Source organism: Mucilaginibacter sp. PAMC 26640 (assembly GCA_001596135.1).
Classification (GTDB): Bacteria; Bacteroidota; Bacteroidia; order Sphingobacteriales; family Sphingobacteriaceae; genus Mucilaginibacter.
The window spans coordinates 3,859,528-3,873,159 of record CP014773.1; the positions used below are offsets into that span (position 1 = coordinate 3,859,528).

A 13,632-nucleotide genomic window follows, 5' to 3' on the forward strand; every position below is an offset into this window, starting at 1 on the left:
TTGATTTAGCACATTATGATTTGTGAAATAAAAAATGATTTAAACATTCTCGTAATAGGCGATATAATGGTAGATCATTATATTTATGGTAACTGTAAACGCATTTCGCCGGAAGCACCAGTGCCTGTAGTAGAAATCACCATGGAATCTCATAGGCTTGGGGGCGCTGGCAACGTTCTGCAAAATATTAGATCTTTTGAGTGCCGCACTAATATTGTGTCTGTGGTTGGCGACGATGATAATGCATCTATTGTTTTAAGCGAGCTGGCATTGAGTAAAATATCGGGGGAGGGTATTGTTAAAGATGAAGACCGCTGCACTATTATGAAATCGCGCGTGCTTGTTTCCAACCACCAATTAATTAGACTTGACAGGGAAGTAGTTCAACCTATAAATGAAAAAATTGAAGGCCGCATTTTAAATTACTTAAAGGCCCATTTAGTGCAACATGATATCGTATTAATATCCGACTACGACAAAGGTTTGCTTACACCTTCGCTACTGGCGAGCATATTATCTCTTTGCCGCAAATATGAAATTCAAAGTATTGTGGACCCTAAGGGGGGAGATTTTTCCAAATATAAAGGCGTGAATATTATCAAGCCGAACAAGAAAGAGGCGATTATTGCCTCTGGCATTGATATTGTAGACGCTCAAAGCTTAACAGCGGTTTGTATGAAGATTCAGGAACTTACGGATTGCGACAGCGTAGTTATAACGATGTCTGAGGATGGAATTGCGATGTTTAACGGCGGCAAGTTGGAAATTATACCAACCAAGGCACTGGATGTAATTGATGTTACCGGTGCCGGTGATACTGTACTGGCAGCTTTGGGCGTTGCACTAGCGTCAGGAAATTCTCTTTATGCCTCTTGTAATTTTGCTAATCATGCCGCTGCCGTGGTAGTAAGCAAAGTTGGTAGCGCAACCGCCTCATTGGAGGAGGTTAGTAAGAATTTTGAAGATTAAATTTTCAGCTACATGAGCACTAATAAGGCATTTTGTGTGGTTGGTGCAGCGGGCGTTGATAGGCTTTTCCAAAAATGCAAATAAGCCCCCATGTAATTAAGGCATTTGTTGCAGGCAAAACCGCAGGATGCAAAACTATAGGCCTTTCTGGCCGGGATGGGGGTGAAATGAACGAATGCTGCGACTTAAATATTGTAATTCCGTCAAATATTACCGCGAATATTCAAGAGGTGCACATCCTCGTTGGCCACATAATTTGCGCCGCTATAGACGATGCTTTTTAGCTGTTTGAGTTTTACCAGATACTCGATGAAGTAATCGTAAGGATTGAATGCGCTAAAGTCAAGTTATTCCGCGTTGAAATTTTTTTATTATTTTGGCACTAATATTGGCAAAATAACATAATTGGTTCTATTTATTTGTAACAAATGTTATAAAAATTCTTAATTTTACCAAATCTTACCCGGATAAACATATGAATACACGCTACTCAAAGCACTTGCCAGGATTGGTTTTTTTAAGTGATCTTTTGCTTCTCAACCTTGCGCTGTACACGTCTCACTTTATAAAGTTCAATACGTTCCGCCCAGAAAATACTTCCCTTACGTTCATTTTGTTGGTAAACCTTGCGTGGGTGGTTGTTTCAGCACTCTCAAAAAGTTTTTATATTTTTAGACCGCTTTGGTTGCGTGATAATATAAATAAGTTTTTGCTCACGCTTATTTACCATTTGCTTTGTGTTTTCGGCATAATTTATTTCCTTAGTTTATTCAATATTTCAAGGACTGAGGTAATGCTCAGTTACACGCTTTTTTTCTTTTTTGTTGTTGTACAAAGGTCAGCACTGTTCTTTTTTCTGGACTATATCCGTAAAAAAGGATACAATCACCGTCAAATTGTAATTATTGGTGATGGAAATATTGCTGAAAGATTAGTTAAATCGTTCGATCAACATCCTGAGTATGGCTATGATCTTACCGACTTTATTTCGGAAGATAAATTGGACGAGATGCCAGAAAATGAATTGGTTCAGCAACTGCTGGAAAAGGGTCCAGCCGAAATTTTTATTTGCTATAAGCAGATGAATCCCCAATTATTGAGCAGATTGATTCAATTAGGAAATACCTATTCGATCAAAATTAAGGTTGTCTCAGATCTCATCCTGATTAACAATAGCGCACAATTGATAAATTACAATAATGTGCCTGTGTTGCATTTAAACGCGCAACCGGAAATTGGATTAAAAGTCAGGTTTCTTAAAAGAGGTTTTGATATAGTTTTTTCGTCCGCTGTGATGATCTCTGGTGCTCCTGTTTTTTTTATACTGTATCTAATAACCAAATTTACTTCTAAAGGCCCTGCTTTTTTTCGTCAAGAACGTATTGGTAAAGATGAAAAACCTTTTTATATGTATAAATTCCGCAGTATGAAGGTGAATGCAGAATTGGGAGGCCCACAGTTATCCAAAGATAATGATCCTCGGATTACCAAATGGGGTTTCATTATGCGTAAAACACGTTTGGATGAACTACCTCAGTTTTGGAACGTTTTAAAGGGTGATATGTCTGTTGTAGGACCCAGGCCTGAAAGGCAATACTTTATTGAGCAAATTGTTGAGAAAACACCTAATTATAAACGGTTGTTACAGGTAAAACCGGGTTTAACTTCTATAGGCCAGGTACATTATGGCTATGCCGAAAATGTGGATCAAATGTGCGACAGGATGCGTTATGATTTGATTTATCTGAAGAGAATCAGCCTCAATTCAGATTTGAACATCATACTGAAAACTGTAAAAGTGATGGTGCAGGGTAAGGGTAAATAAACAATGCCAATATTTTATGATCAGATGAAGAGGGCTGTTAATATCCCCTTCATACCGAAAAGAATAATATCATTAGTTCCGTCGCAAACGGAACTTTTGTTTTTTCTGGGTCTGGACTCCGAAATTGTTGGTCTGACTAAATTCTGTATCCATCCCGCAGGCAGTGTATCAGACAAGGCAGCAATTGGAGGAACCAAGCAATTGAATATGGCGGCTATATATCAGCTTAAGCCAGATCTGATTATTGCGAACAAAGAAGAAAACGAGCAGGCGCAGGTAGAAGAGCTGATGAAAAACTACCCGGTTTGGATAAGTGATATCAATGATATTGACAGTGCTTTAAAGATGATTATTGCTATAGGATCAATTACAGGCAAAGAAGAGGAAGCAAAAGATTTAATTTTGGATATCATTAACCAATTCGAAAGCATAATAAAGCCGACAGTACTTATCAGAACAGCCTACCTTATTTGGCGGAATCCTTATATGGCAGTAGGGCAAGGCACGTTTATAAACAGTTTATTTGACATGATCGGGCTCACCAATGTATTTAGTCAAGGCCGTTACCCGCAGATTACATTAGCCGAACTAAGAGCCGCAGATCCGCAATTACTGCTGCTCTCCTCTGAGCCATATCCTTTTAGCGAAAAACATATCGCTGAGTTTAGGATACTATTGCCAAACGCCCGGATATTATTGGTGAATGGAGAGCTGTTTTCCTGGTATGGCAGCCGTTTACTGCAAGCTCCAGCCTATTTTAACATGCTGATTGCTGGGCTTCGGTAATTTAAATGCTAACAAATGAGGTAGATAGCAGAAAAGAATGAATTGCATTTTTAAATTTCATATTTAACGCTATCTTTGCCAACTCTAAAACAAGACGCGGAAGTGGCGTAATTGGTAGCCGCACCAGACTTAGGATCTGGCGCCGCGAGGCGTGGGGGTTCGAGTCCCTTCTTCCGCACTGAATTTTAAAGGCCGTTAACTGAATAAGTTAGCGGCTTTTTTTATGGCTTATTTTATTCTACCGATATATTAAAAATTGCAGAAGTTTTATTATTAATGTTTGTTAGCTTTGATTAAAAGTGAAAAAAATGGAAAATAACCATTTAAATCCAATTGCCGTTGCTGTAAATGAAGGCGATGCCCTGTCGGTCATGGGCGGCACTTACCGTATATTAATATCCGGAAAGGACACGGGTGGAGCCTTTGCAATTATTGATATGCTCATCCCGCCAGGTAGCGGCCCGGGACCGCACGCGCATCCGGATTTTCAGGAATCATTTTACGTAGTGCAAGGTGAAGTTGAGGTAAAAACCGAAATTTCAACATATATTGCAAGACAGGACGCTTTCGTAAGCATTCCAAAAGGTGGTATGATACACTGCTTTAAAAATAAAACTGGTAAAGTGGCACGCTTGCTTTGTACGGTAGTACCCGCGGGATTGGAAGAAATGTTCTTAGAGATTGGGAAGCCGGTTGGAAATGGTGAGTTTTTACCACCGCCTATCATGACTGCCGAAACTGCCAAAAACATGAATGCGATAGCTGAGAAATACGGGCAAAAACTTTATGCGCCGGATTTTTTGGGTTAACTAAATGTTTATATTTAAGAATTCAAAGTATTCCATTTTACAAATTTAGGTAGGCATAAAAAAACGCCCTTTGCTTTGCGCAAACGACGTTTAATGCAAAAAAGGGTTTGATTACTCTTTCATTGCTTTTGAAAAAATTTCATAAGACCGCAGCCTCGCCTGGTGATCGAAAATATGCGAGGTCACCATTACTTCGTCTACCTGCGTGGATTCGATAAACGAGCTGATCTTATTCTTAACGGTTTCCGGCCCGCCAAATATGGAATAAGCCAGCATTTGCTCAACTGCTTCTTGCTGAAAATAGTTCCAAACCCCATCCATCGTATCGATAGGAGGGGGGAGTAACTCCCTTTTGCCGGTTACTATGCCCATGATAAATTGCTGTACCGATGTGGCTAGCCGGTTAGCATCGTCATCCGTATCGGCAGCCACAACGTTGAGGCAGCTGATTACATATGGTTTGTCCAAATATTCCGAAGGCTTGAAATTATCACGGTATAGCTGGATAGCCTCCATGAAATGAGCTGGCGCAAAGTGACTTGCAAAAGCATATGGAAGACCTTTAGCGGCAGCGAGTCTTGCGCTATCGGTACTGGATCCAAGGATCCATATTGGAATTTCCAGCCCTTCGCCCGGTATTGCGCGCACCTTACTGTCAAAATTATCTTCGGAAAAATACGTTTGCAGCTTTTCAACGTCACGGGGAAAGTTAAATGCAGCATTCATGTTTTCACCCCGAATGGCAAGTGCAGTAACCTGATCGGTCCCAGGGGCACGGCCCAGGCCCAGATCAATCCGCCCAGGATAAAGTGATGCCAGCGTACCGAATTGCTCGGCCACTACAAGTGGGGAATGGTTAGGCAACATTACACCGCCCGAGCCAACCCGGATAGTTTTTGTGCCACCAGCAATATAACCGATCAAAATAGGTGGGGCTGAACTACCAACGTTCATCATATTATGATGTTCGGCAAACCAATAACGGGTATAACCCCATTTTTCGGCATGGCGGGCTAGATCGAGACTTTTACGGAAAGTATCGGCCAGCGTTGTATCTTGTATAACAGTAGCGAGATCAAGAACCGAGTAGGGTATTTCTGATAGGATGGATGTCATAATTAAATATTATCAAATCAAAATTACGCCAAAGGTGTTGTATCAAATGTCAGCTTGTTATAAATGACTTTGCATAAACATTGTGTAACTAACAAAATTTAAGGCAACAAAGGTGTTTGTTTTACACTTTAACTACAATTAATTCTTTATCTTCGCAGATTGATTCAGAGCACGAAAATACTAACACTTCTAATTTCGGTTTATACGGTAAACATATTTACACATTTGCTCTTTTCGTTTATAAGTAAAGCTTATCACCGAATCGCTTCAATACATTTTAATTTCTATTTTCATTTTCTATTTACTTGCCAATATTAATAATTATATTGGCCTAAACGGTTGAACTTTTATATATGAGACAGCTTAAAATTTCACAATCCATTACCAATCGCGAATCACAATCACTTGATAAATATCTTACAGAGATTGGCAAGGTTGACCTAATTACCGCACAGGAAGAGGTTATACTTGCGCAAAAGATTCGCGAAGGCGACCAGGCAGCGTTAGAACGTTTAACCAAAACAAACCTGCGCTTTGTGGTATCGGTTGCGAAACAATATCAAAACCAAGGGCTTACCCTTGGCGATTTAATAAATGAAGGTAACCTTGGCTTAATAAAAGCGGCAAAACGCTTTGACGAAACAAAAGGCTTTAAATTCATTTCTTATGCTGTATGGTGGATTCGCCAATCGATCTTATCGGCTGTTGCCGAACAGAGCCGTATTGTACGATTGCCTTTAAACCAAATAGGTTCTTTAAGCAAGATTAATAAATCTGCATCAAAGTTAGAACAGACTTTAGAGCGCCAGCCTACGCCAGAAGAGTTAGCTGATGACTTGGAAACCACTACTGATAAGATCTCTGATTCTTTATCAAACTCTGGCCGCCAGGTATCTGTTGATGCACCGTTTATTGCAGGTGAAGAAAATACGTTGCTGGATGTTTTACAAAGCACTGATGCCGGTACCGATAGCGACCTGATGCAGGACTCGCTTTCGCAAGAAATCAAACGCTCCTTGAATATTTTAGCGGAAAGAGATAGGCAGGTGATCGTTTTGTTTTTCGGACTAAATAATAACGCTGCTCATTCTTTAGAGGAAATAGGTGAAAAATATAGCCTAACACGCGAACGTGTTCGCCAGATAAAAGACAAAGCGCTTATGCGTTTAAGACAAAATTCTAAAGCTAACGTGTTGCAATCATATTTGTAATACTCACAATTTTATTTTTTAAAGCCGCAAGCCTTATCGTTTGCGGCTTTTATTTTTGCATATTTTAGTGGCTTAGGTAGGATTCGAGATGAGCAGGTATCAAATTAATGGCCGCGTCTGGCTGGAAGATAACGGAGAGAAAATATTGGGCCATGGCCGCGTGGAGTTGCTTGAGCGCATTAAAGACTCCGGTTCTATCCGGCAGGCTGCGCTGCAAATGAAAATGTCGTATAAACAGGCCTGGGATCTTATTAACCATATGAATGCACATTTCATTTCGCCTTTAGTGCTATCACAACGTGGAGGAAAAGGTGGGGGTAATGCCATTATCACAGATACAGGTTTGGAAATGATAGCAAAATTCAAAGTGTTGCAGGAGACATTCGATGAATTTTTAAAAAGTGAAAAAAATTTAAACAAATTATAATAAAATCATCTTTTGTAAGCATTTAAAAAGGGCCATGCTATTCGCTGGCTATTTTTTTGATGATCGTTATATTTTTAAAAGTATAACGAATTAAGATAATTTATTTTAAAGCTACCGATATGCATAAAAAACTACTTTTTGCAGTACCGCTGTTATGCCTGCAGATAATTAGTCTCGGCCAAGCCAAAACCCCTCACACTCCTTTGGTAGATTCTACTGCGATCAAACAGAAACAGCTTACAGAAGTGGTCGTAACGGCATCACGTATCAGCGAAAGTTGGCTAAAATCGCCGGTGAGTATCGAAAAACTAACTGGTAAATTTATTAGATCGTCAGCCGCACCTTCTTTTTTTGATGCGCTTGAAAATGTAAAAGGCGTTCAATTGATTACCCCGAGTCTTGGATTCCGTATTATCAACACTCGTGGTTTTGCTAACACAACCAACGTGAGGTTTACGCAGTTGGTTGACGGTGTGGATAATCAGGCGCCGCATTTAGGGGCGCCGATTGGAAATGCGATGGGCCCGAGTGATCTTGATATTGAAAGCGTGGAGATTATACCGGGCACGGCATCTGCGCTGTATGGGTTAAATGCCATAAACGGCCTCGCTAATTTCATCACTAGAGATCCTTTCAACTCCACTGGTATCACCTTTCAGCAAAAAACCGGTATAAATCATTTGGGAGATAAAGAAACATCCGTAAAGCTTTTTTCCGAAACGAGTTTCCGGATAGCTGAGCTGATCACCAAAAAATTTGCTTTTAAATTGAACGGGACTTATTCCGGCGGATATGACTGGATAGCAGATAACACTACCGATCAAAACAGTTCCGCCAACGCAAAACTTGGTATTTCTGCAGGGCCAACAAACCCGGGGTATGATCCTGTTAACGGTTACGGTAATGAGTCGCCGGACCGGCGCACGGTTACACTTGGTGGTAAGCAGTATTCTGTAGCCCGAACTGGTTACGCCGAAAAAGATCTCACCAGTTACGGACTTCACAACGTGAAAATTGATGCGACCCTGGCCTATAAGCTTACTGCCGGTACACAATTATCCTATACCTTTCGCTTTGCTGATCTGGATAATATATACCAACGTGCAAACCGTTTCCGCTTGAAAGACTACACTTTGCAGCAACATGCGCTGGAATTAAAAAACGACATTTACCAGGTGAGAGCCTATTGGACCCATGAAAACACCGGAGAATCCTATAACCTGCGGTCAGCGGGAGAAAATCAGGACAAGAACTTTAAAGCCGATGATATTTGGTTTGCAGATTATACAAAAGCTTTTAATGCTGCTGCAACCGGCGGTGCCAGTGTTGGGCAGGCCCTGCAGCAAGCGCGTGATGCTGCAGATGCAGGCAGGTATCAACCGGGTACTGCCGCTTTTAGTAATAAGTTAAACCAACTCGCTAATATCAACAATTGGGATATTGGTTCTGCATTGCGTGTAAAGGATGAACTGGTTCATGTAGAAGGACAATTGAATATCTCAAATGCAATTGCTTCAACATTTAAAAACAATACGGGATTGGAACTTTTGGCTGGATTTGACCATCGCACCTACATTATCCATCCGGACGGTAACTACTTCATTAATTATACTCCCGGGCATGAGTTCAATAATATTTATTATAGTAAAACAGGTGGTTTCGTACAGGCCGCTAAAGAACTGTTTGATAATAAACTAAAATTATCAGCAACGCTGCGTGCAGATAAAAACGATTACTTTAACACCAGATTTAATCCACGTTTTACAATGGTCTTTTCGCCAGTTGTGGAGCATAATATTCGTGTGTCTTTTCAAAGCGGCTACAGATTCCCTAGTATTTTCGAGGCCTTTTCTAATGTAAACAGCGGGGGTGTAAAACGGATTGGCGGGTTGCGCGTAGCATCTGACGGTGTTTTTGAAAATTCCTATTTGCGTACTTCTATTGATGCCTTCCAGGCAGCTGTAAAGAATGATTTTAACGGAGGCATAGCTACCAATTCGGCAATCGAAAAAGAGAAGTACTTATTGGTTAAAAACCCCTATACCTACTTAAAGCCGGAGCATATCAACGCTATAGAAATGGGGTACAAGGCAATTTTAGTAGAAGGTAAGCTAAGTCTGGATGCAGATTTTTATTTCAACAAGTACGATAATTTTATTGCCCAGGTTGAAGCTAATGTGCCCGGTACCGCCAGGCCCGATTCTATCGCCTATTATTTGAATGATAAAAATAAACAATCGCGCTATCGTTTGTGGACAAACTCGCAAAGCCAGGTGTATAACATTGGCGGTAGTTTGGGACTTACTTATCGTTTAATCAATAAATTTTTAGTCGGTAGCAATTTTACTTATGCTAAATTGCAACGCAAAACCAATGAAGATGCTTTGGAAGATGGTTTTAACACTCCGCAATGGATCGCCAACGCATCTTTTGGCGGTTACCGTATTGCAGGTAACTTTGGCTTTAACATTAATTATAAATGGCAAAGCGGCTTCTATTGGCAGTCGTTTCTTACTAATGGCAATGTTGATTCGTACGGCATGGTGGATGCGCAGGTGAACTATGATTTTATCAGCACCAGGCTAAATGTTAAACTGGGCGCTACCAATGTTACTAATAAATACTACAATTCATTTCTAGGTGGCCCGGCCATTGGCGGCTTTTATTATACTACATTGACGTATGCCATAAAGTAGGGAAGTCGTTAATATTTAACATGTTGTTCAGTTTATGAAATAAATTTAAAATAATAGTGATAACCTGTTGTTTTATAATTACTTATTTGTAAATTCAATCATCCAATTAAACCTGTATACTTTATGAAAAGCGTTAAACACATCCTTGCCCGCAAGGGGAGTGCGGTTATTGCTGTACCCGCTGATACCACTGTATTAAATGTGCTAAAGTTGATGGCCGAGAAGAACATCGGATCAGTTGTAGTAACCAAAAACGAATCGTATATCGGCCTTGTTACCGAACGTGATTACGCCCGTAAAATCATATTGATGGGTAGGCACTCAGACGACACCACTGCCGGTGATATTATTACAACTAACCTGCCGCGCATCACACCAAATTCCACTGTAGATAATTGCATGTTGATTATGAGCGAGAGTAATATCCGATACTTGCCCGTTTTTGATGATGCGGATAAACTTTGCGGCATCATTTCAATCAATGATGTGGTTTATGAAACCATCCATTCGCAAAAAGAAACCATAGATCAATTGCATAGCTATATCCATGCAACCTAGTACTAAAGCTGAAGCAGATATCGAAGCTCGGCCTTGATGCCCTGGTAAATACTAAGTCTGATTTCTCGCGGATTTAAAATTCGTAAGAGGATTGTCGGGTAATTTCGGATACAAGTTCATTGATCAGCTCGCGGCCACTATTCCAGCGCTTAAGCCGGTTGATTTTTTGAATAGTCTGTCGGTCTTTAATTTCACGGTCTTGATGATAATAATCCGGCATCAGATCTTTCATCGCATTATGGATATCAGCTGCGCTTCCTTTTAACAGCAGTTCGGGAGCCATCTTTACAATATCGGCCAAAGCATCCGCCATACTTGCAGCGTAGTAGGGGCAATCCCAGTCGTGACGATAGGGATGATCTCCCTTAATATTTACCTTTTGAAGCGGATGGGAGAGGTCTTCTATAATTTCTGCTATTGCATCGCCAAATACATTCGAATATTCGGCAATAAAATGATTCCACCACCTTGGGTGATGTGGCAATTCTTTCAACAACGTGTCACAAACCAATACGCGTGGCGGAAAATCCGGGTTGGGCGGATCCATTATGACAAGCGATGTACCAAAATGCCCTTCTGTAGGCGAATGCCTGCTGTATATTACGAAGAACTGCGGTTCGGTTACCCCTTCAGCGTGCATAACAGTAGTAAGTTCCTTTACCTCCAGTAAGCGTTCTTCCAGGAAACCACGTTTGAACAATACATGTAAATTGCCTTCTTCTTTAGCAACACAGCGCCTGCTGTTTTCATCAAAAACATTATTGTTGGCCGGGCGACTGGTAAAATGATTACCACTGTTGTAGCGCATCTCTTCCGAATCGAGTGGATAGGTAGCTATGTGCGCAGTGTCGCCAGCTTCGGTTTGTTTATTGGGATAAATGAACCTGAATGGCACATGCATCTTCTCACTATCCATGCGGCGCGCAAGGTTGTAAATTCGCTCTTCGGTAGCAGCTAATAATGGGTCGCCACTCATTGGGTTAAAGTATACGCTATCTGATGGCCTGCCGAGATGAGATGCAATAACTGGGTTTTTTAATAATTCCTCTAGCGGGTGCTCCGTATTTAAAAAGAAATCGCGTAATGCGTCATTTTTAAGGTATTCATCCAACGACTGATCGAATTGAAGCAAAGTTTCACCTTTAGGATTCCGAATCCATGCACGCAAAAAATCATAAACTTCCTGCTCAAAAATAAAATTAGCAGCTTCCGCCATGTATTTATTGCAAATGCTCAGTTCCATAGATAATTAAAGGGATTTAAGAGGTTGTGAAGTATCAAATATATAATTAAAATGAAATAAAATTGCTTGAATAATGGAACGTTGCAATCTTTTTACAAAATAAGTTATGCACATTTCTTAACTTATAATCCGCCCATAAATATATGCGTTATAAATAGCTGATATTTAACATGAAATAAAATTGCTACGCTTTCTCAAGCGATAATTCGTCACACAGATATGCCGATCACAGTAAATTTGTGTAAAAACACCTATCAATTTTAAAATGGATCGCGCGTTTAGGGCTCCAGGGGGCCATTTAAATTATATTTGTTGCGGAAAACTCCATAATTGAAAGTTAAAAGGTTATTCTTTATCGCCATATTGATAAATTTCGTTAATCATTAAAAATTTATCACTGAATAGGGCAATAAATATAATATTGCCAACCTAAACTAATAGAATTCAAATTGAAAAAAAAATCTCACCGGGAAATCAAATCTAAATTAATTTTAGTGGCCTTGACACTTCAGTGATGCTAAATTTGTAAGCAATTCAACATTTATTATCGAAGTTTTAACCCTTGCTGTTTGGTGATTGGTATCTTGTAACATAATGTTGAGGCCGTGCTAATTTCACTATCGAAACAATATTTTGATTGGTAGCCTTTCAGGAATTAAGCCAAACTAAACAGCTTGACTCCAAGCCCTTCAACTTGATGTAAACAGCAAGTTGCAAATTTTTATAAAACAAGAAATCCCGGATGTTATCGTCCTGGTCGCTAAAAAAAATTCCGTTACAATTGCTAATTACTTTACATTAGCAGCCTAAAAAACAGGGAGTTTATGAATAAGAAAATTTCAATGGACGATATCGCCCGTGAGTTAAATATTTCAAAAGCTACGATTTCATTTATTATTAATGGCAAGGCCAAAGAAATGAGAATCAGCGACAGGTTGACTACCAAAGTGCTGGATTATGTAAAGGAAAAAAATTATAACCGTAACGCGCTGGCACAAAGCTTGAGAACCGGTAAATCTAAGATCATAGGACTTATTGTTGAAGATATTGCGGATGCCTTTTTCTCCAGTGTCGCCCGCCTAATTGAAGAACGGGCGTATAAAAAAGGCTACAAAATAATTTACTGCAGTACAGAAGATAACCCAAAAAAAACGGTAGAGCTGATCAATATGTTCAAAGGCAGAAACGTGGATGGCTTTATCATCACAGCACCAAAAGGTATTGAAGAAGATGTATCTCTTCTGTTAAAGCAAAATCACCCGTTCGTTTTGTTCGACAGGTATTTTCCGGAAATCGATACTGATTATGTGATCATCAATAATTTCAAAGGGGCAAAGATAGCGGTAGAGCATTTAGCTGGGGAAGGTTTCAAGCAAATTGCCTTTGTTACCCTTGCATCTGATCAGACGCAAATGGTGGAAAGGCTCAGGGGATACCAACAGGCTGTTGCCGCTACAGGCATGAAGCCGACCGTGCTAGCCATCAAATTCACTTTAAAACCAGAGAAAGTTATTGAACAGATTTCCAACTTTCTCATTAAAAACAAGGATGTTGATGCCATTCTATTTGCAACTAATTATTTAGCATTACAGGGTTTTGAAGCCTTAAACCGGCAAAATTTAAGCATTCCGGACGATGTGGCCGTGGTTGGTTTCGACGATCATGCATTTTTTAAAGTCTTTAATCCGCCTATTACAGCGGTTTCACAACCAATGAAAGCATTATCAGAGCAGTTGATTGATGTACTGTTCAAAAGAATGGGAGATGGTGCTTACACAGGCCCAAGCATTCAAAAAATGCTGGAACCTGAACTCATTATCCGTAAGTCATCATTAAAAAAGCAGTAAATATATTTTTTTATAATTTGCTAAATCCGTTTAGTTTTTCTAGGTTTGGGCACCAATTTAACTAATACATAATGTCTTCCAGTAATTTAATACACCTGCATCTTGTGCAGGATCCTGAAAAACAGACTGTTATATCAATATTTAT

At 39.9% G+C, this 13,632-nt stretch carries 12 protein-coding genes and 1 tRNA gene; 11 read left to right on the forward strand and 2 right to left on the reverse strand.

What is annotated here, in order from left to right:
* Nucleotides 1-15 precede the first annotated feature (15 nt).
* The 6 genes from A0256_16680 (at nucleotide 16) to A0256_16705 (ending at nucleotide 4,389) form a co-directional block, all read left to right on the forward strand.
* Nucleotides 16-969, forward strand: a complete 954-nt coding sequence (locus tag A0256_16680) for a hypothetical protein (GenBank protein AMR32937.1) — start codon at nucleotides 16-18, stop codon at nucleotides 967-969.
* Between the two features lie 74 nt (nucleotides 970-1,043).
* Nucleotides 1,044-1,253 (forward strand): hypothetical protein, encoded by a 210-nt coding sequence (locus A0256_16685; GenBank protein AMR32938.1) that lies wholly within the window; start codon nucleotides 1,044-1,046, stop codon nucleotides 1,251-1,253.
* A gap of 191 nt (nucleotides 1,254-1,444) precedes the next feature.
* Entirely contained in the window at nucleotides 1,445-2,794 is a 1,350-nt protein-coding gene (locus tag A0256_16690) for a hypothetical protein (protein ID AMR32939.1), read from the forward strand.
* A gap of 3 nt (nucleotides 2,795-2,797) precedes the next feature.
* Nucleotides 2,798-3,580, forward strand: coding sequence for a cobalamin-binding protein (locus tag A0256_16695; protein AMR32940.1), 783 nt, complete (start codon nucleotides 2,798-2,800; stop codon nucleotides 3,578-3,580).
* Between the two features lie 96 nt (nucleotides 3,581-3,676).
* Nucleotides 3,677-3,758, forward strand: a tRNA-Leu gene (locus A0256_16700).
* A 130-nt stretch (nucleotides 3,759-3,888) separates the two neighbouring features.
* On the forward strand, nucleotides 3,889-4,389 hold the full coding sequence (locus A0256_16705; protein ID AMR32941.1) for a cupin: 501 nt from the start codon (nucleotides 3,889-3,891) through the stop codon (nucleotides 4,387-4,389).
* A 111-nt stretch (nucleotides 4,390-4,500) separates the two neighbouring features.
* On the opposite strand, the gene A0256_16710 is transcribed toward A0256_16705, so the two are convergent.
* Nucleotides 4,501-5,505 (reverse strand): hypothetical protein, encoded by a 1,005-nt coding sequence (locus A0256_16710; GenBank protein AMR32942.1) that lies wholly within the window; start codon nucleotides 5,503-5,505, stop codon nucleotides 4,501-4,503.
* A gap of 353 nt (nucleotides 5,506-5,858) precedes the next feature.
* On the opposite strand from A0256_16710, the gene A0256_16715 reads away from it, so the two are divergent.
* The 4 genes from A0256_16715 (at nucleotide 5,859) to A0256_16730 (ending at nucleotide 10,397) form a co-directional block, all read left to right on the forward strand.
* The gene (locus A0256_16715) at nucleotides 5,859-6,716 is read left to right on the forward strand and encodes an RNA polymerase subunit sigma (protein AMR32943.1); all 858 of its coding nucleotides are present in this window, start codon (nucleotides 5,859-5,861) and stop codon (nucleotides 6,714-6,716) included.
* Nucleotides 6,717-6,804: 88 nt separating this feature from the next.
* On the forward strand, nucleotides 6,805-7,143 hold the full coding sequence (locus A0256_16720; protein ID AMR32944.1) for a ModE family transcriptional regulator: 339 nt from the start codon (nucleotides 6,805-6,807) through the stop codon (nucleotides 7,141-7,143).
* A 119-nt stretch (nucleotides 7,144-7,262) separates the two neighbouring features.
* A complete protein-coding gene (locus A0256_16725; protein ID AMR32945.1) occupies nucleotides 7,263-9,839 on the forward strand; it encodes a TonB-dependent receptor in 2,577 nt (858 codons plus the stop codon).
* A gap of 123 nt (nucleotides 9,840-9,962) precedes the next feature.
* Nucleotides 9,963-10,397: a histidine kinase gene (locus A0256_16730; protein ID AMR32946.1), complete on the forward strand. Its 435-nt coding sequence runs from the start codon at nucleotides 9,963-9,965 to the stop codon at nucleotides 10,395-10,397.
* A 73-nt stretch (nucleotides 10,398-10,470) separates the two neighbouring features.
* Here A0256_16730 and A0256_16735 read toward each other — a convergent pair whose 3' ends face one another.
* The gene (locus tag A0256_16735; GenBank protein ID AMR32947.1) at nucleotides 10,471-11,640 is read right to left on the reverse strand and encodes a hypothetical protein; all 1,170 of its coding nucleotides are present in this window, start codon (nucleotides 11,638-11,640) and stop codon (nucleotides 10,471-10,473) included.
* 824 nt (nucleotides 11,641-12,464) lie between these two features.
* On the opposite strand from A0256_16735, the gene A0256_16740 reads away from it, so the two are divergent.
* Nucleotides 12,465-13,487: a LacI family transcriptional regulator gene (locus tag A0256_16740; GenBank protein AMR32948.1), complete on the forward strand. Its 1,023-nt coding sequence runs from the start codon at nucleotides 12,465-12,467 to the stop codon at nucleotides 13,485-13,487.
* Nucleotides 13,488-13,632: the final 145 nt, after the last annotated feature.